A 19,368-nucleotide genomic window follows, 5' to 3' on the forward strand; every position below is an offset into this window, starting at 1 on the left:
TCAGCAAGACCTTCCGCGCTTGCGAAGGCCACCCACCGGGTAATGGCAGCGGCACCGGAGGCGCCGTTGCGGCGTACCGGTCGGGTGGCTCGCGGGAAGCGTGCGGAGACGTGCCCGGTGCTCTTTCTGGAGCGTCCGGCGACCTCGGGTCGCGGCACGTCCGCACCGCAATGCCGTGGCGGGCTGGACAGCGGTTAGCCGCTCGGCTACACTGCTAGTTTGCGCTGCCTTCCGACTTGACCCCTGCTCGGAATGTCCGGTTTGGGCGTTTGGAGTGGGGCCATTGGAGTGCACGCGTACCAGCCGTTCTGCAGCACCGGTCCTCGGAAGGACGCATCTTGGCAGCTTCCCGCCCTGCGAAGACCAGTCGTACGTCGAGCGCTTTCGCTCCCCGCCGAGTTTCTTTCGGCAGGATCACGGAACATCTTGAGGTCCCCAACCTCCTGGCCATCCAGAACGAGTCCTTCGACTGGCTGGTTGGCAACGAGGCATGGCAGGGCCGGTCGACGGACGACCCGCACGCCCGCTCGGGTCTCGCGGAGATCCTCGATGAGATCAGTCCCATCGAGGACTTCTCCGGCACCATGTCGCTGTCCTTTTCCGCCCCACGCTTCGACGAGGTCAAGGCCTCGATCGAGGAGTGCAAGGAGAAGGACCTGACCTACTGTGCCCCGCTGTTCGTCACGGCGGAGTTCACCAACAACACCACCGGCGAGATCAAGAGCCAGACGGTGTTCATGGGTGACTTCCCGATGATGACGCCGAAGGGCACCTTCATCATCAATGGCACCGAGCGGGTGGTGGTCAGCCAGCTCGTCCGGTCTCCGGGCGTCTACTTCGACAAGCAGCCGGACAAGACCTCCGACCGCGACCTGTCCAGCGTCAAGGTCATCCCGAGTCGGGGTGCCTGGCTGGAGTTCGACATCGACAAGCGCGACACCGTGGGTGTGCGCATCGACCGCAAGCGCCGTCAGGCCGTAACCGTCCTGCTCAAGGCCATCGGATGGTCCAGCGAGCAGATCCGCGAGCGGTTCGGCTGGTCCGAGCTGATGATGACCACCCTGGAGAAGGACCACATCGCCGGGGCGGACGAGGCGCTGCTCGACATCTACCGCAAGCTGCGTCCGGGCGAGCCCCCCACCCGGGAGAACGCCCAGACGCTGCTGGACAACCTGTTCTTCAACCCCAAGCGGTACGACCTGGCCAAGGTCGGTCGGTACAAGTTCAACAAGAAGCTCGAGATCGAGGTGCCGATCACCACCGGCACGCTGACCGAGGACGACATCGTCGCCACCGTGGAGTACCTGTGCCGGCTGCACGCCGGTGAGGACAGCTACGAGGCGGACGACATCGACCACTTCGGTAACCGTCGCCTGCGCACCGTCGGCGAGCTGATCCAGAACCAGGTCCGGGTCGGCCTGTCCCGGATGGAGCGGGTCGTCCGTGAGCGGATGACCACCCAGGACGTCGAGGCGATCACGCCGCAGACCCTGATCAACATCCGCCCGGTGGTGGCGGCGATCAAGGAGTTCTTCGGTACCTCGCAGCTGTCGCAGTTCATGGACCAGACCAACCCGCTCGCGGGTCTGACCCACCGGCGTCGGCTCTCGGCGCTCGGCCCGGGTGGTCTGTCCCGGGAGCGCGCCGGCATGGAGGTCCGGGACGTCCACCCGTCGCACTACGGCCGGATGTGCCCGATCGAGACGCCGGAAGGCCCGAACATCGGCCTCATCGGTGCCCTGTCGGCGTACGCCCGGGTCAACCCGTTCGGCTTCATCGAGACGCCGTACCGCAAGGTCGTCGAGGGTCGGGTCACCGACCAGATCGACTACCTGACGGCCGACGAGGAGGACCGGTTCGTCAAGGCCCAGGCCAACGCGCCGCTGCGGCCCGACGGAACGTTCGCCGAGGATCGGGTGCTGGTCCGCCGGAAGGGCGGCGAGACCGAGGACGTCGCGCCGAACGCCGTGGACTACATGGACGTCTCGCCGCGCCAGATGGTGTCGGTCGCGACCGCCATGATCCCGTTCCTGGAGCACGACGACGCCAACCGGGCGCTGATGGGCGCCAACATGCAGCGGCAGGCGGTGCCGCTGGTCAAGGCGGAGTCGCCGCTGGTCGGCACGGGCATGGAATACCGTGCCGCGGTCGACGCCGGTGACGTGGTGGTGGCCGAGGTCGGTGGCGTGGTCGAGGACCTGTGCGCCGACTACATCACCGTGCACCAGGACGACGGGCACCGCCGGACGTACCTGCTGCACAAGTTCCGCCGGTCGAACGCGGGCTCCTGTGTCAACCAGAAGCCGGTGGTGTTCGAGGGCGACCGGGTCGAGGCCGGCCAGGTCGTCGCCGACGGTCCGTGCACCGACGAGGGCGAGATGGCGCTCGGGCGAAACCTGCTCGTCGCCTTCATGACCTGGGAGGGGCACAACTACGAGGACGCCATCATCCTGTCCCAGCGGCTGGTGCAGCAGGATGTCCTCACCTCGATCCACATCGAGGAGCACGAGGTCGACGCCCGGGACACCAAGCTCGGTCCGGAGGAGATCACCCGCGACATCCCGAACGTCAGCGAGGAGATGCTCGCCGACCTCGACGAGCGCGGCATCATCCGGATCGGTGCCGAGGTCGTACCGGGTGACATCCTGGTCGGCAAGGTCACCCCGAAGGGTGAGACCGAGCTGACCCCGGAGGAGCGGCTGCTCCGCGCGATCTTCGGTGAGAAGGCGCGCGAGGTCCGGGACACCTCGCTCAAGGTGCCGCACGGTGAGAACGGCACGGTGATCGGTGTCCGTACCTTCTCCCGCGAGGACGGCGACGAACTGCCGCCGGGCGTCAACGAGCTGGTCCGGGTGTACGTGGCCCAGAAGCGCAAGATCCAGGACGGTGACAAGCTCGCGGGCCGGCACGGCAACAAGGGCGTCATCTCCAAGATCCTGCCGGTCGAGGACATGCCGTTCCTGGAGGACGGCACCCCGGTCGACATCGTGCTGAACCCGCTTGGTGTGCCGAGCCGGATGAACATCGGTCAGGTGCTGGAGACCCACCTCGGGTGGGTCGCCAAGACCGGCTGGAAGGTCGAGGGCGACGACACCGACTGGAAGAAGGCGCTGCGCGCGATCGACGCGGACTCCTCGGAGCCCGACACCAATGTGGCGACGCCGGTCTTCGACGGCGCCAAGGAGGCGGAGATCCACGGTCTGCTCGCGTCGACCCTGCCCAACCGGGACGGCAACCAGCTGATCGGGTCGACCGGCAAGGCGCAGCTGTTCGACGGGCGTTCCGGCGAGCCGCTGCCCGACCCGATCGCGGTCGGTTACATCTACATTCTCAAGCTGAACCACCTGGTCGACGACAAGATCCACGCTCGGTCGACCGGCCCGTACTCGATGATCACGCAGCAGCCGCTGGGTGGTAAGGCACAGTTCGGTGGCCAGCGGTTCGGCGAGATGGAGTGCTGGGCCATGCAGGCGTACGGCGCCGCCTACGCCCTGCAGGAGCTGCTCACCATCAAGTCCGACGACGTCCTCGGCCGGGTGAAGGTCTACGAGGCGATCGTCAAGGGCGAGAACATCCCCGAACCGGGCATCCCGGAGTCGTTCAAGGTGCTGCTCAAGGAGCTGCAGTCGCTGTGCCTCAATGTTGAGGTGCTGTCCAGCGACGGTGTGGCCCTGGAGATGCGCGAGACCGACGACGAGGTGTTCCGGGCCGCCGAGGAACTCGGCATCGACCTGTCCCGGCGTCCGAACGAGGGCGTCAGCAGCGTCGAAGAGATCTGAGGTGTTCGGTCTGGGGCAGGGCGACCCGCTCCGGGTGGTCAGGCTTGATCCCCTCGCGGGTCGCCCTGCCCCAGACCAATGCCAGACGGCTAAGTGGTACTACGAGACGACAGAGGGACACATAACGTGCTCGACGTCAATTTCTTCGACGAGCTGCGCATCGGCCTGGCGACTGCCGACGACATCCGTCAGTGGTCGCACGGCGAGGTCAAGAAGCCCGAGACGATCAACTACCGCACTCTGAAGCCGGAAAAGGACGGGCTCTTCTGCGAGAAGATCTTCGGTCCTCAGCGGGACTGGGAGTGCTACTGCGGCAAGTACAAGCGGGTCCGGTTCAAGGGCATCATCTGTGAGCGCTGCGGCGTCGAGGTGACCCGGTCCAAGGTCCGCCGCGAGCGGATGGGCCACATCGAGCTGGCCGCGCCGGTCACGCACATCTGGTACTTCAAGGGTGTGCCGAGCCGGCTGGGCTACCTGCTCGACCTGGCGCCCAAGGACCTCGAAAAGATCATCTACTTCGCCTCGTACGTGGTGACCGGGGTCGACGTGGAGGCGCGGCACCGCGACCTGTCCACGATCGAGAACGAGATCCTGGCCGAGAAGCGGCAGGCGGAGAACAGCCGCGACTCCGAGATCGAGAAGCGCGCCGCCAAGCTGGAGGCCGACCTCGCCGACCTGGAGGCGGAGGGCGCCAAGGCCGACGTCCGCCGCAAGGTCAAGGAGGGCGGCGAGCGGGAGATGCGCCAGATCCGGGATCGGGCGCAGCGCGAGATCGACCGCCTGGACGAGGTGCTGGACACCTTCCGCAAGCTGGAGCCGAAGCAGCTGGTCACCGACGAACTGCTGTACCGCGAGCTGCGGGACCGGTTCGGCGAGTACTTCACCGGTGGCATGGGCGCCGAGGCGATCAAGGCGCTGGTCCAGAACATGGACCTGGACGCCGAGGCCGAGAACCTGCGCGAGATCATCCGGTCCGGCAAGGGGCAGCGGAAGATCCGGGCGCTCAAGCGGCTGAAGGTCGTGGCGGCGTTCCTGAACACCCGCAACTCCCCGCTGGGCATGGTGCTCGACTGCGTACCGGTGATCCCGCCGGACCTGCGGCCGATGGTGCAGCTCGACGGTGGCCGGTTCGCCACCAGCGACCTGAACGACCTGTACCGCCGGGTGATCAACCGGAACAACCGGCTCAAGCGGCTGATCGACCTCGGCGCGCCCGAGATCATCGTCAACAACGAGAAGCGGATGCTGCAGGAGGCCGTCGACGCGCTGTTCGACAACGGTCGCCGCGGCCGGCCGGTCACCGGTCCGGGTAACCGTCCGCTGAAGTCGCTGTCCGACATGCTCAAGGGCAAGCAGGGCCGGTTCCGGCAGAACCTGCTCGGCAAGCGCGTCGACTACTCGGGCCGGTCGGTCATCGTGGTCGGCCCGCGGCTCAAGCTGCACCAGTGTGGCCTGCCCAAGCAGATGGCGCTGGAGCTGTTCAAGCCGTTCGTGATGAAGCGCCTGGTCGACCTGAACCACGCGCAGAACATCAAGTCCGCGAAGCGGATGGTCGAGCGGCAGCGGCCGGTCGTGTGGGACGTGCTGGAAGAGGTCATCACCGAGCACCCCGTGCTGCTCAACCGGGCGCCCACCCTGCACCGGCTGGGCATCCAGGCGTTCGAGCCGCAGCTGGTCGAGGGCAAGGCGATCCAGATCCACCCGCTGGTCTGCACCGCGTTCAACGCGGACTTCGACGGTGACCAGATGGCGGTGCACGTACCGCTGTCGGCCGAGGCCCAGGCCGAGGCCCGGATCCTGATGCTGTCGTCGAACAACATCCTCAAGCCGGCCGACGGCAAGCCGGTGACCATGCCCACCCAGGACATGGTGATCGGGCTCTACCACCTGACCCACCTCACGGCGGGCGGCAAGGGCGAGGGCCGGGCGTTCAGCTCCGACGCCGAGGCGCGGATGGCGTTCGACGCGGGCGAGTTGGACCTGCAGGCCACGGTCCGGATCCGGCTGCGTGACATCGAGGAAGTGGACAACGGTCGTGGCGCGCAGCCGTGGACCGCGCCCGAGGACTGGACCCCGGGTGAGCAGCTGACCGTGGAGACCACTCTGGGTCGGGTGCTGTTCAACGAGACCCTGCCCAAGGGCTACCGGTTCGTGAACTACGAGATCCGCAAGGGTCAGCTCTCGGCGATCGTCAACGATCTCGCCGAGCGGTTCCCGAAGGTCGCGCTGGCGGCGACGCTGGACGGCCTCAAGGAGGCCGGTTTCCACTGGGCCACCTGGTCGGGTGTCACCATCGGGATGGGCGACGTCATCGCGCCGCCGCGCAAGGCCGAGATCCTGGAGCGGTACGAGAAGGAAGCCGACCGGATCGACAAGCAGTACCAGCGTGGTCTGATGACCGCCGAGGAGCGTCGCGGCGAGCTGATCGAGATCTGGACCAAGGCCACCAACGAGGTGGCCAAGGAGATGGACACCGCGCTGCCGCAGGAGAACCCACTGTGGAAGATGATCAACTCGGGTGCCCGCGGTAACCTGCTCCAGCTCCGGCAGATCGCGGCGATCCGTGGTCTGGTGGCCAACCCGAAGGGTGAGATCATCCCGCGGCCGATCAAGGCCAGCTACCGGGAGGGTCTGTCCGTGCTGGAGTACTTCATCTCCACGCACGGTGCCCGTAAGGGTCTCGCGGACACGGCGCTGCGGACCGCCGACTCGGGTTACCTGACCCGTCGTCTGGTGGACGTCTCGCAGGACGTGATCATCCGCGAGGAGGACTGCGGCACCGACCGGGCCATCCCGATGCAGATCGGCGAGTACGCCGACGGCAAGCTCGTGGTACACGAGCACGCCGAGACCGGCGTACACGCCCGTACCCTGGCCGACGACATCAAGGGCCCGGACGGGACCGTCGTGGCCGAGCGGGGCGTGGACCTCAACTCCATCCTGGTCGACAAGATCGTCGCAGCCGGGGTCGAGACGGTCCGGGTCCGCAGCGTGCTGACCTGCGAGTCGAAGCTGGGCGTCTGCGGTGCGTGCTACGGCCGCTCGCTGCCGACCGGTAAGACGGTGGACGTCGGCGAGGCGGTCGGCATCATCGCCGCCCAGTCGATCGGTGAGCCGGGTACGCAGTTGACGATGCGTACCTTCCACACCGGTGGCGTCGCGGGTGAGGACATCACCCAGGGTCTGCCCCGGGTCCAGGAGATCTTCGAGGCCCGTGTCCCCAAGGGCAAGGCGCCGATCGCCGACACCCCGGGCCGGGTCCGGATCGAGGACGGCGAGCGGTCGCGGAAGATCATCGTGGTGCCGGACGACGGCAGCGACGAGATCGTCTACGACAAGATCTCCAAGCGGGTCCGGCTGCGGGCCCACGACGGCGACCACGTCGACGTCGGGGAGAAGCTCACCGAGGGCACCATCGACCCGCACGAGTTGCTGCGGATCCTTGGCCCGCGGGCCGTCCAGGTCCACCTGACCCAGGAGGTCCAGGAGGTCTACCGGTCCCAGGGTGTGCTCATCCACGACAAGCACATCGAGATCATCATCCGCCAGATGCTCAAGCGGGTGACGGTCATCGACTCCGGCTCGACCGAGTTCCTGCCGGGTGTGCTGGTCGACCGCGCGGTCTTCGAGTCGGAGAACCGCCGGCTGGTGTCCGAGGGTGGCGAGCCCGCCGCCGGACGTCCGCAGCTGATGGGTATCACCAAGGCGTCGCTGGCCACCGACTCGTGGCTGTCGGCGGCCTCGTTCCAGGAGACCACCCGGGTGCTGACGGACGCGGCGATCAACGCCCGCAGCGACTCGCTGATCGGTCTCAAGGAGAACGTCATCATCGGAAAGCTCATCCCGGCCGGTACGGGCATCAGCAAGTACCGCAACATCCGGGTCGAGCCGACCGAGGAGGCGAAGGCCAAGGTCTACTCAATGACCGGATACCCCGAGACCGACTACGGATTCGGGCCGGCCAGCGGCCAGGCTGTGCCGCTGGACGACTTCGACTTCGGGTCGTACCGCTGACGGGCTCCCCGGTCGATCGACCGGGGGACCCACGACGCACGGACGCCAGGCGTCCCGCTCACCGTCATCCGGTGGGTGGGGCGCCTGGCGCCTTTGTAGGGTGGTCGGGTGGAGAACCTTCCGGGGACCGTGCCGGCCTGGCCGCGTCACCGTTTCGACCCGGACCCGGTCCGGTCCACCAAGGCGCCCACGGTGCTCGCGCTCGGCGTGGTGGCGATGTTGACCGGGCTGTTCATCGGCGGTGTGGTGCCGGCGACGCTCGCCCTGGTGCTCGCCCGTCAGGCCCGCCGCCAGGCGTACGCGGCCGGTGGCTACCTCACCGGGGGCGCACTGTTGCGCCGGGGTGAGCGACTGGCCTGGATCGGCCTGACCCTCGCCGCCACGACCCTCGTGCTGGCGCTGATCATCGGGATACTCCATTTCGTGGGCGGCGCGGGCGGCCGGGACTTCGCCCCCACCGTCAACTGAAAGGAAGGGCACCTTGTTATCGCTTTTTGTATAGCAAGGGCCCCTTGTTAACGCCCGCGTTCCGATCCTGCGACGCTGGCCATGTCGATCATGTTCGGGCTGCCGCCCTCGGTGCGGTGGCACCGGCGGTAACCTGAAGCCCGGGAAACCCGGCACGGCAGGGGAGGATCCGTTGGCGCAGGACGAGCAGCCGTCGCGGGACGTGACGGATTCCGCTGCGCCGCCGGACGGGTCGAGGGCCCCGGCCGTGGACCCTGAACCGCCGGCTCCGGCAGTCGAGCCGGGCACACCCGGCCAGGCCGGACAGTCCGACGAGCCGGTTGCGCACGCGCCCGCGGCACCGTGGGTCTACCCGGGCGCGGCCGCGTCACCACCGGCCGCGGGGTCGGGCCCGCCGTGGGGTCACCCAGTGGACGCCTCGCCGGTGGCTTCGGGGACCGGTGCACCCGGGAGCGGCCCGCGGTCCGACGCGCCGCAGCCGGACTGGTACGCCGCGTCGGCCGCCCTTCGACCCGGTGCCGAGCCGCCCGCGCCGGGCCAGGTCGGGACGGGTCAGGTCGCGCCGAGTCCGGTCGGGACGGGTCCGGTCGGGACGGGTCCGGCTGCGCCGATCCCGGCTGGTGTCGGCCACCCCGGTGCCGGCCGTCCTGGGCAACCGCCCGCGCCGGCCTGGCCGGCTCGACCGGGCGACGGGGCCCAACCCGGCGGATTCGACGCGACCAGCGGATACGGCCCGCCCGGTGGTTACGGTCCGCCCGGTGGCTACGGCCAGGCCGGTGGGAATGGTGGCTACGGTCAGCTCGGTGGCTACGGCCAGGCCGGTGGGAATGGTGGCTACGGTCAGCTCGGTGGCTACGGTCAGTTCGGTGGTTATCCGGCGGCCCGGCCCTCGGTACCGCCACCGACCGACGGGGTCCGGGTACCCCGGCGAGTCGACCCGGTTCCCGGTACGCCGTTCGGGGTGGTGCAGCTGGAGGTGCCGCCGGTCACCTCAGGGCCGGCCATCGGTTCGCTGCTCATCGGGATCGGATCCATTCTGATCGCGCTGCTCGTCGGTTGCTTCGGGCTGAGTGGTGCCCGTGCCGGTTGGGGAGCCTGGGCCGCGGGTGCGTTCGCCGTACTCAGCGCAATGGCCGGCGTGGCCGGGATTCTGCTGGGTCTGGTCGGACGCCGGCGGATCAACCGGCCGGCGCCGCCGCCGGCGGTCCGGTTCACCGGGCGCGGCCTTGCCCTGGCGGGGATCAGTTGCGGTGCGGTCGGCCTGGGGCTGACGCTGCTGGCCTTCGTGGCCTCCCTGGTCGCCACCGTCAGCTGACTCGCGTCGTCCTCGGCCTGACTGGGCGATGTGCCCGGATAAGCGCTACACTGGTTGGCTGGAGCCGCCCATTGCTGCGGGTGGCACGGTGTACGGGCCGGACGAGAGCCATCGCACACTCTCCCCGGGTATCCCGTTTTGACCTGTGCCCGTCTGGTGGGTACGCTTTTCCTGCGCTCGGGTTCGCCCGAGCATTTCGCGCGTGCGCTCGTGCTGGCCAGAGTGTCACACCGCAGGCGGCGCGCGACAGCCACAAGGACGCGTGCCGGTGGGCGCGCGCGGAGAAGATCCCCGAGCAGGTGCGAACGTGCGAAGGGAAACCGTGGGCGGGCGACACGCCCGACCGCGGGTGCCGAGACCGCCGCTTCGGGGGTCCCGGTTCGGAATGTAGGAGGGTCGCCCGTCCGGGTGACCGAGGCAGAAGGCGCGGCCATCGCGGTGGCCGAAGGGAGCGGAGAAACCCGGTGCCAACGATCCAGCAGCTGGTCCGCAAGGGCCGCCAGGCTAAGACGACGAAGACCAAGACGCCGGCGCTCAAGGGCAGCCCGCAGCGGCGCGGCGTGTGCACGCGCGTTTACACCACCACCCCGAAGAAGCCCAACTCGGCGCTGCGCAAGGTCGCTCGTGTCAAGCTGAGCAGTCAGATCGAGGTCACCGCGTACATCCCCGGTGTCGGGCACAACCTGCAGGAGCACTCCATCGTGCTCGTCCGCGGTGGCCGGGTGAAGGACCTCCCCGGCGTTCGCTACAAGATCGTTCGCGGTTCGCTGGACACCCAGGGTGTCCGCAACCGCAAGCAGGCCCGCAGCCGCTACGGCGCCAAGAAGGAGAAGAGCTGACATGCCGCGTAAGGGCCCCGCTCCGCGCCGTCCGCTGGTCGCTGACCCGGTGTACAACTCGCCGTTGGTCACCCAGCTGGTGAACAAGATCCTCCTTCGTGGCAAGCGCCAGCTCGCCGAGACGATCGTCTACGCCGCCCTTGAGGGCTGCCGGGAGAAGTCGGGAACCGATCCCGTCGTCACCCTCAAGCGCGCGATGGACAACGTGAAGCCCACCCTCGAGGTCCGCAGCCGTCGCGTCGGTGGCGCGACGTACCAGGTCCCGGTCGAGGTCCGGCCGGCTCGGGCGACCACGCTGGGTCTGCGTTGGCTGGTCTCCTACTCGCGGGCGCGTCGTGAGAAGACCATGGTCGAGCGTCTGATGAACGAACTGCTCGACGCGAGCAACGGTCTTGGTGCTGCCGTGAAGCGGCGCGAGGACACGCACAAGATGGCCGAGTCGAACAAGGCCTTCGCGCACTACCGCTGGTGAACCCAGTCATCGAGACGACGATAAGTAGGGATTGAAGTGGCCGCCGCAGAAGCGCTCGCCAAGGTACGCAACATCGGCATCATGGCGCACATCGATGCCGGTAAGACCACCACTACTGAGCGGATCCTGTTCTACACCGGCATCACGTACAAGATCGGTGAGGTCCACGAGGGCGCTGCCGTCATGGACTGGATGGAGCAGGAGCAGGAGCGGGGGATCACCATCACCTCCGCCGCGACCAAGTGTGAGTGGAAGGGCCACACGATCCAGATCATCGACACGCCCGGCCACGTCGACTTCACGGTCGAGGTCGAGCGGTCGCTGCGGGTCCTCGACGGCGCGGTGGCGGTCTACGACGGTGTGGCCGGGGTGGAGCCGCAGACCGAGAACGTCTGGCGGCAGGCGGACAAGTACAACGTCCCCCGGATGTGCTTCGTCAACAAGCTCGACCGGACGGGCGCGGACTTCTTCCGTTGCGTCCAGATGATGATCGACCGGCTGCACGCCACCCCGCTGGTCCTGCAGATTCCGATCGGACTCGAGGGCGACCACATCGGCGTCGTCGACCTGGTCGGCATGCGGGCCCTCACCTGGCGCGGCGAGACCGTCAAGGGTGAGGACTACACGATCGAGGACATCCCGGCCGACCTCGCGGACAGCGCGGCCGAGTGGCGGGAGAAGCTGATCGAGACCCTCGCCGACGTGGACGACTCCGTCATGGAGAAGTACCTCGAGGGTGAGGAACTGTCGATCGACGAGATCAAGCACGCGATCCGTCGGTCCACCATCGCGGGCAAGGCCAACCCGGTCGTCTGCGGCTCGGCGTTCAAGAACAAGGGCGTGCAGCCCATGCTCGACGCCGTGGTGGACTACCTGCCGTCGCCGCTGGACGTCCCGGCGATCGAGGGCACCGCGACCGACGGCGAGACGCCGTTGCAGCGGAAGCCGTCGGTCTCGGAGCCGTTCTCCGGCCTGGCCTTCAAGATCCAGACCGACAAGCACCTCGGAAAGCTCACCTACGTCCGGGTCTACTCCGGCACGGTCGAGTCCGGGTCCCAGGTGGTCAACTCCACCAAGGACCGCAAGGAGCGGATCGGCAAGATCTACCAGATGCACGCCAACAAGCGTGAGGAGCGCTCGAGCGCCGCGGCCGGCGAGATCATCGCCGTCCAGGGCCTCAAGCAGACCACCACCGGCGACACGCTCTGCGACCCGGCCAACCCGGTGATCCTGGAGTCGATGACGTTCCCCGAGCCGGTCATCGAGGTGGCCATCGAGCCGAAGACCAAGGCTGACCAGGAGAAGCTCAGCACCGCGATCCAGCGGCTCGCCGAGGAGGACCCGACCTTCCGGGTCAAGCTCGACGACCAGACCGGTCAGACGGTCATCTCGGGCATGGGCGAGCTGCACCTGGACATCCTGGTCGACCGGATGCGCCGCGAGTTCAACGTCGAGGCGAACATCGGTAAGCCGCAGGTGGCGTACCGCGAGACCATCCGCCGCAAGGTGGACAAGGTCGAGTACACCCACAAGAAGCAGACCGGTGGTTCGGGTCAGTACGCCCGCGTCATCGTCAGCCTGGAGCCGCTGCCCATGGGCAACGACTCGCCGACGTACGAGTTCTCCAACGAGGTCACCGGTGGCCGGGTGCCGCGGGAGTTCATCCCCTCGGTCGACGCCGGCGCCCAGGACGCCATGCAGTACGGCATCCTGGCCGGCTTCCCGCTGGTGGGCCTGAAGCTGACGCTGCTGGACGGCCAGTACCACGAGGTCGACTCGTCGGAAATGGCGTTCAAGATCGCCGGTTCGATGGTGCTCAAGGAGGCGGCCCGCAAGGCCGACCCGGCGCTGCTCGAGCCGATGATGGCGGTCGAGGTCACCACGCCCGAGGAGAACATGGGCGACGTGATCGGCGACCTCAACTCGCGGCGCGGCATCATCCAGGCGATGGAGGAGCGCAGCGGCGCCCGTGTCGTCCGGGCCCTGGTGCCGCTGTCCGAGATGTTCGGCTACGTCGGGGACCTGCGGTCCAAGACCCAGGGCCGGGCGAGCTACAGCATGCAGTTCGACTCCTACGCCGAGGTTCCGACCAATGTGGCGAAGGAGATCATCGCGAAGGCGACCGGCGAGTGAGGCTTCGGGCCGACCTCGCGGGTCACCGGGTCCGGTGACACCGCACTGGTCGCGGGCGGGTAACCTCGCCCGCGACCGGCACGGGGCGAGCTGCGCGAGATCAGACCTGATGGTTTCGCCGCCGCAAGACCCAGTGCTGTCCGGCGCGGGCATCCGCTCCGGAAAGCCAGTGCTTCCCGGCCCCCAGGGCCGGAAGGGCTGTCGACAGAGTCCCAACGCCGCAGGGCGTGCCGGGCGTACGAACCAAGAAGTCCTTGAGGAGGACACCAGTGGCGAAGGCGAAGTTCGAGCGGACTAAGCCGCACGTCAACATCGGCACCATTGGTCACATCGACCACGGTAAGACGACGCTGACGGCGGCCATCACCAAGGTCCTGCACGACAAGTACCCGGACATCAACCCCTACACGCCGTTCGACGAGATCGACAAGGCGCCGGAGGAGAAGGCCCGCGGTATCACGATCTCGATCGCGCACGTCGAGTACCAGACCGAGGCGCGGCACTACGCGCACGTCGACTGCCCCGGGCACGCCGACTACATCAAGAACATGATCACCGGTGCCGCCCAGATGGACGGCGCGATCCTGGTGGTCGCCGCGACCGACGGTCCGATGCCGCAGACCCGCGAGCACGTGCTGCTGGCCCGCCAGGTCGGCGTGCCGTACATCGTCGTGGCGCTCAACAAGAGCGACATGGTCGATGACGAGGAGCTGCTGGAGCTCGTCGAGCTCGAGGTCCGCGAGCTGCTCTCGTCGCAGGAGTACCCGGGCGACGACCTGCCGGTCGTGCGCGTCTCGGCGCTCAAGGCGCTCGAGGGCGACCCGGAGTGGACCGAGCGGCTCCTGGAGCTGATGAACGCGGTCGACACCGCGATCCCGCAGCCGGAGCGCGAGGTCGACAGGCCGTTCCTGATGCCGGTCGAGGACGTGTTCACGATCACCGGTCGTGGCACCGTCGTCACCGGTCGGGTGGAGCGCGGCGTTCTCCTGCCGAACGAGGATGTCGAGCTCGTCGGCATCAAGGAGAAGGGCTTCAAGACCAAGGTCACCGCGATCGAGATGTTCCGCAAGACCCTGGACGACGCCCGCGCAGGTGAGAACGTCGGCCTGCTGCTGCGTGGTACCAAGCGCGACGAGGTCGAGCGTGGCATGGTCGTGGTGAAGCCGGGCTCGAACACCCCGCACACGGAGTTCGAGGCGACGGTCTACATCCTCTCCAAGGAGGAGGGCGGCCGGCACACCCCGTTCTTCCAGAACTACCGTCCGCAGTTCTACTTCCGGACCACGGACGTCACCGGCGTCGTCACGCTGCCCGAGGGCACCGAGATGGTCATGCCGGGCGACAACACCTCGATGACCGTCAAGCTCATCCAGCCCATCGCGATGGAGGACAACCTCAAGTTCGCGATCCGTGAGGGTGGCCGGACGGTTGGCGCGGGTCGCGTCACCAAGATTCTCAAGTGAGTAAGGTAACCCCGATTAGCGTTGCCGTGCGGTAGTACGGCATACTGGTCAGGTTGCGTAGGCGACGGGTGGTTGGCTGCCCTGGTGGCCAACCACCCTCGTTCGGCGTCCGGGTTCAAGCACGACGATCCCGGCGCCCCCGACCCCATGCATGGGCCTCGGGGTGGCTCCGCACGGAGCTTCCCGGACGGTCCGCGTGTGCCGGGCCACCGTCGATCGGCGGTGGGCCGGAACCGATCGCGAATTTCCGGTGGACCGGAGCGCGAAGCGAGGGCGCGACACGCCCGACCGCGGGGGTCGGCGGAGCGGGGTCCAGCCAGCCGGCGGACGCTCGCACAACAGCGGCATCGAGAGAAGGAACAGAAGCCACCATGGCGGGACAGAAGATCCGCATCCGGCTCAAGGCCTATGACCACGAGGTCGTCGACTCCTCGGCGCGGAAGATCGTCGAGACGGTGACGCGTACCGGGGCGCAGGTCGCGGGCCCGGTGCCGCTGCCCACGGAGATCAACCGTTTCTGCGTGATCCGTTCGCCGCACAAGTACAAGGACTCGCGCGAGCACTTCGAGATGCGCACGCACAAGCGTCTGATCGACATCATCGACCCGACCCCGAAGACGGTCGACTCGCTCATGCGCCTCGACCTGCCGGCTGGCGTCGACATCGAGATCAAGCTGTAGGGACCGGACTAATGGACAGGCAAGTTAAGGGCATCCTGGGCGCCAAGCTCGGCATGACCCAGGTCTGGGACAACAACCGTGTTGTCCCGGTGACCGTGGTGCAGGCCGGCCCGTGCGTCGTGACCCAGGTCCGTACCGCCGACAAGGACGGCTACTCCGCGGTCCAGCTGGCGTACGGCGCGATCGACCCGCGGAAGGTCAACAAGCCGGTGGCCGGACACTTCGCGAAGTCCGGTGCGGCTCCGCGCCGGCACCTCGTCGAGCTGCGGACCACCGACGCCGGCGACTACGAGCTCGGTCAGGAGGTCACCGTCGAGGCGTTCCAGCCGGGCGGCGTGATCGACGTGACCGGCAAGACCAAGGGCAAGGGCTACGCCGGTGTGATGAAGCGGCACGGCTTCCACGGTCTGCGCGCGAGCCACGGTGTCGAGCGCAAGCACCGTTCGCCGGGCTCCATCGGCGGCTGCGCCACCCCGGGCCGGGTCTTCAAGGGTATGAAGATGGCTGGCCGGATGGGTCGCGTCCGCTACACCGTGCAGAACCTGAAGATCCAGGCGGTCGACCCGGAGAACAACCTGCTGCTGGTCCGGGGCGCGATCCCCGGCCCGAAGGGCGCGTTGGTCCTGGTCCGCACGGCGGCCAAGGCCCAGGTGAAGGGCGGTGCGACGAAGTGACCACGGTTGACGTGTTGAACGTCGAGGGCGCCAAGAGCGGCTCGGTCGAGCTGCCGTCGGACATCTTCGATGTGCAGGCCAACGTACCGCTGATGCACCAGGTCGTGGTGGCTCAGCTCGCGGCGGCCCGGCAGGGCACGCACAAGGCGAAGACCCGAGGTGAGGTCTCCGGCGGTGGCGTGAAGCCGTACAAGCAGAAGGGCACCGGCCGGGCCCGACAGGGTTCGATCCGGGCCCCGCAGTTCGCCGGCGGCGGTGTGGTTCACGGCCCCGTGCCGCGGGACTACAGCCAGCGGACCCCGAAGAAGATGAAGGCCGCTGCCCTGCGGGGCGCGCTTTCCGACCGGGCCCGGGCGGGCCAGGTCCACGTGGTCGAGGCGTTCGTGGACGGCGACAAGCCGTCGACCAAGGCGGCTCTCGGCGCACTGCGCAAGATCACCGAGGCCAGGCGGGCGCTGGTCGTGCTGAGCAGCGCCGACGAGCTGAACTGGCTCTCGCTCCGTAACGAGCCGTCGGTGCACCTGCTCGAGGCCGGCCAGCTCAACACCTACGACGTGCTGGTCGCCGACGACGTGATCTTCACCCGTGACGCGCTCGACGAGTTCCTGGGGCTGCCGGCGGCAGCCGGCCGGGCTGCTGAGTCGGCCGAGATCACCGAGGAGGATGGCAAGTGACGACCATCGCTGACCCGCGCGACATCATCGTGGCGCCGGTCGTCTCGGAGAAGAGCTACAGCGAGCTGAACCGTAACTGGTACACCTTCCTGGTGCACCCGGACGCCAACAAGACCGAGATCAAGATCGCTATCCAGCAGATCTTCGACGTCCGCGTCCTGACGGTGAACACCCTCAACCGCGAGGGCAAGCGCAAGCGGACCCGTACCGGGTTCGGCAAGCGCAAGAACACCAAGCGGGCGATGGTGAAGCTGGCTGACGGTGACCGTATCGAGGCCTTCGGCGGCCCGGTCAGCTGAGGGGTGTAGACAATGGCTATCCGTAAATACAAGCCGACGACGCCGGGCCGGCGAGGCTCCAGCGTCGCCGACTTCGCTGAGATCACCCGGTCCACGCCGGAAAAGTCCCTGCTGGCGCCGCTGCCGAAGAAGGGTGGGCGTAACGTCCACGGCCGGATCACCACCCGGCACCAGGGCGGCGGCCACAAGCGGCAGTACCGCATCATCGACTTCAAGCGGGTCGACAAGGACGGCGTGCCGGCCAAGGTCGCGCACATCGAGTACGACCCGAACCGGACCGCGCGCATCGCGCTGCTGCACTACGCCGACGGCGAGAAGCGGTACATCCTCGCCCCGCGTGACCTGAAGCAGGGCGACCGGGTGGAGTCGGGTCCGGGCGCCGACATCAAGCCGGGCAACAACCTGCCGCTGCGCAACATCCCGGTGGGTACCACGGTCCACGGTGTCGAGCTGCGCCCGGGTGGCGGGGCCAAGCTGGCCCGCTCGGCCGGTGTCGGCATCCAGCTGCTGGGTCGGGAGGGCGCGTACGCCACCCTCCGGATGCCCTCGGGTGAGATCCGGCGCGTCGACGTGCGCTGCCGGGCCACCGTCGGCGAGATCGGCAACGCCGACCAGTCGAACATCAACTGGGGTAAGGCCGGCCGCATGCGGTGGAAGGGCAAGCGCCCGACCGTACGTGGTGTCGCCATGAACCCGGTCGACCACCCGCACGGTGGTGGTGAGGGTAAGACCTCCGGCGGTCGCCACCCGGTGAACCCGCAGGGTAAGCCGGAGGGACGTACCCGGCGCAAGGGTCTGCCGAGCGACCGGATGATCGTCCGCCGCCGCTACGCCACGCGTAAGCGCGGCTGAGGGAGATAAGAGATGCCTCGCAGCCTGAAGAAGGGCCCGTTCGTCGACGACCACCTGATCAAGAAGGTGGAGACGCAGAACGACAAGGGCTCGAAGAACGTCATCAAGACCTGGTCGCGGCGCTCGACGATCATCCCGGAGATGCTCGGGCACACGATCGCCGTGCATGACGGCCGCAAGCACGTCCCGGTGTTCATCACCGAGGCGATGGTCGGGCACAAGCTCGGCGAGTTCGCGCTGACCCGGACGTTCAAGGGTCACGAAAAGGACGACCGGAAGAGCCGCCGGCGCTGACGCCGCGGGCATACGGATAGAGGATCAAGGGGTTACAGCGATGCCAGTTAAGGGCGACGCTCCGGTGCTTCCGGGCGCGCGGGCGGTTGCGCGGCACGTGCGCATCTCGCCGACCAAGGCGCGCCGGGTGGTCAACCTCGTCCGCGGTCTGCCCGCGAAGGAGGCGCTCACGGTGCTTCAGTTCGCGCCGCAGGCGGCCAGTGAGCAGGTTTACAAGGTGCTCGCCAGCGCGATCGCCAACGCGGAGAACAACGAGCGGCTGGACCCCGACGCGCTGCTCGTCAGCGAGGCGTTCGTGGACGAGGGACCGACCATGAAGCGGTTCCGGCCGCGTGCGCAGGGCCGGGCGTACCGGATCCGCAAGCGCACCTGCCACATCACCATCGCGGTGGAGGCTGTCGCCCCCGCCGCGCCGGCCCGGACGGGCGCACCCGCCAAGAAGGCGACCGCGGCGAAGAAGGCCCAGCCGGCCGCGCCGGCCGCGGAGTCCGCGGGGTCGGCGGAGGCCGCTGACACGCAGAGCAACACGGAAGGTGCCGAGTAATGGGTCAGAAGGTTCACCCGCACGGGTTCCGGCTCGGCATCTCGACCGACTGGAAGTCCCGCTGGTTCGCGGACAAGCTCTACAAGGACTACATCGGCGAGGACGTCAAGATCCGCCGGATGATGTCCAAGGGTCTGGAGCGGGCCGGTATCTCGAAGGTCGACATCGAGCGCACCCGGGACCGGGTGCGGGTCGACATCCACACCGCCCGGCCGGGCATCGTGATCGGCCGTAAGGGCGCGGAGGCCGACCGGATCCGCGGTGAGCTGGAGAAGCTGACCGGCAAGCAGGTCCAGCTCAACATCCTTGAGGTGAAGAGCCCGGAGTCGGACGCACAGCTGGTGGCCCAGGGCGTGGCCGAGCAGCTGTCCAGCCGGGTCAGCTTCCGTCGGGCGATGCGCAAGGCCATGCAGTCGGCCATGAAGAACCCGGTCTGCAAGGGAATCCGGGTTCAGGTCTCCGGCCGTCTCGGCGGCGCGGAGATGAGCCGCACGGAGTTCTACCGTGAGGGTCGGGTTCCGCTGCACACGCTGCGGGCCAACATCGAGTACGGCTTCTTCGAGGCCCGGACCACCTTCGGCCGGATCGGCGTGAAGGTCTGGATCTACAAGGGCGACGCCGTGCCCGGTCGTGAGGCTCCGGCCGAGACCGGTCCGGCGCGGCCTCGCCGCGACCGTGGCGACCGGCCTGAGCGGCCGCGTCGTGGTCGGTCGGGTTCGTCGGGCACGACCGCCGGCGGTACCGAGGCCGGACGCGCGGCGGCCAGCAACCTCGCGCGGGGTGGCGACACCCCCGCCGGTGAGTCGGTCGACAGCGCGGCTGTCGCCGCCGCCCCGGCTCCGGCAGAACAGCAGCAGGAGGGCTGAGA

At 68.1% G+C, this 19,368-nt stretch carries 16 protein-coding genes; all 16 read left to right on the forward strand.

From position 1 onward, the window contains the following. Window positions 1–338: 338 nt before the first annotated feature. The 16 genes from rpoB (at window position 339) to rpsC (ending at window position 19,366) form a co-directional block, all read left to right on the forward strand. Window positions 339–3,779, forward strand: a complete 3,441-nt coding sequence (gene rpoB, locus ACXN5W_RS03230; protein ID WP_473156614.1) for a DNA-directed RNA polymerase subunit beta — start codon at window positions 339–341, stop codon at window positions 3,777–3,779. 126 nt (window positions 3,780–3,905) lie between these two features. Beyond that, the gene (locus ACXN5W_RS03235; RefSeq protein WP_473156615.1) at window positions 3,906–7,793 is read left to right on the forward strand and encodes a DNA-directed RNA polymerase subunit beta'; all 3,888 of its coding nucleotides are present in this window, start codon (window positions 3,906–3,908) and stop codon (window positions 7,791–7,793) included. Between the two features lie 108 nt (window positions 7,794–7,901). After that, the gene (locus ACXN5W_RS03240) at window positions 7,902–8,261 is read left to right on the forward strand and encodes a hypothetical protein (RefSeq protein WP_473156616.1); all 360 of its coding nucleotides are present in this window, start codon (window positions 7,902–7,904) and stop codon (window positions 8,259–8,261) included. A gap of 424 nt (window positions 8,262–8,685) precedes the next feature. After that, entirely contained in the window at window positions 8,686–9,576 is an 891-nt protein-coding gene (locus ACXN5W_RS03245) for a DUF4190 domain-containing protein (protein ID WP_473156617.1), read from the forward strand. Window positions 9,577–10,040: 464 nt separating this feature from the next. Beyond that, on the forward strand, window positions 10,041–10,415 hold the full coding sequence (rpsL, locus tag ACXN5W_RS03250; protein ID WP_007465318.1) for a 30S ribosomal protein S12: 375 nt from the start codon (window positions 10,041–10,043) through the stop codon (window positions 10,413–10,415). Between the two features lies 1 nt (window position 10,416). After that, on the forward strand, window positions 10,417–10,887 hold the full coding sequence (rpsG, locus tag ACXN5W_RS03255; protein ID WP_473156618.1) for a 30S ribosomal protein S7: 471 nt from the start codon (window positions 10,417–10,419) through the stop codon (window positions 10,885–10,887). Between the two features lie 36 nt (window positions 10,888–10,923). Continuing rightward, window positions 10,924–13,020, forward strand: a complete 2,097-nt coding sequence (fusA, locus tag ACXN5W_RS03260; RefSeq protein ID WP_473156619.1) for an elongation factor G — start codon at window positions 10,924–10,926, stop codon at window positions 13,018–13,020. Window positions 13,021–13,289: 269 nt separating this feature from the next. Beyond that, a complete protein-coding gene (tuf, locus tag ACXN5W_RS03265; RefSeq protein WP_473156620.1) occupies window positions 13,290–14,483 on the forward strand; it encodes an elongation factor Tu in 1,194 nt (397 codons plus the stop codon). Window positions 14,484–14,854: 371 nt separating this feature from the next. Beyond that, window positions 14,855–15,163, forward strand: coding sequence for a 30S ribosomal protein S10 (rpsJ, locus tag ACXN5W_RS03270; RefSeq protein WP_007073037.1), 309 nt, complete (start codon window positions 14,855–14,857; stop codon window positions 15,161–15,163). An 11-nt stretch (window positions 15,164–15,174) separates the two neighbouring features. After that, window positions 15,175–15,837, forward strand: a complete 663-nt coding sequence (gene rplC / locus ACXN5W_RS03275; protein WP_473156621.1) for a 50S ribosomal protein L3 — start codon at window positions 15,175–15,177, stop codon at window positions 15,835–15,837. Further along, window positions 15,834–16,511, forward strand: a complete 678-nt coding sequence (rplD, locus tag ACXN5W_RS03280; RefSeq protein WP_473156622.1) for a 50S ribosomal protein L4 — start codon at window positions 15,834–15,836, stop codon at window positions 16,509–16,511. Before rplC ends, rplD begins: the two co-directional genes overlap by 4 nt. Next, window positions 16,508–16,810: a 50S ribosomal protein L23 gene (rplW, locus tag ACXN5W_RS03285; RefSeq protein ID WP_473156623.1), complete on the forward strand. Its 303-nt coding sequence runs from the start codon at window positions 16,508–16,510 to the stop codon at window positions 16,808–16,810. The genes rplD and rplW overlap by 4 nt, the downstream gene beginning before the upstream one ends. 12 nt (window positions 16,811–16,822) lie before the next feature. Continuing rightward, window positions 16,823–17,662 carry a 50S ribosomal protein L2 gene (gene rplB, locus ACXN5W_RS03290; protein WP_473156624.1) on the forward strand — a complete coding sequence of 280 codons (840 nt, stop codon included), beginning with the start codon at window positions 16,823–16,825 and terminating at the stop codon, window positions 17,660–17,662. 12 nt (window positions 17,663–17,674) lie between these two features. Continuing rightward, window positions 17,675–17,956 (forward strand): 30S ribosomal protein S19, encoded by a 282-nt coding sequence (rpsS, locus tag ACXN5W_RS03295; protein WP_473156625.1) that lies wholly within the window; start codon window positions 17,675–17,677, stop codon window positions 17,954–17,956. Window positions 17,957–17,996: 40 nt separating this feature from the next. Further along, window positions 17,997–18,500 (forward strand): 50S ribosomal protein L22, encoded by a 504-nt coding sequence (gene rplV, locus ACXN5W_RS03300; RefSeq protein ID WP_473156626.1) that lies wholly within the window; start codon window positions 17,997–17,999, stop codon window positions 18,498–18,500. Further along, the gene (gene rpsC / locus ACXN5W_RS03305) at window positions 18,500–19,366 is read left to right on the forward strand and encodes a 30S ribosomal protein S3 (RefSeq protein WP_473156627.1); all 867 of its coding nucleotides are present in this window, start codon (window positions 18,500–18,502) and stop codon (window positions 19,364–19,366) included. The genes rplV and rpsC overlap by 1 nt, the downstream gene beginning before the upstream one ends. Window positions 19,367–19,368 lie beyond the last annotated feature (2 nt).

It is taken from the genome of Plantactinospora sp. A48 (assembly GCF_055793945.1).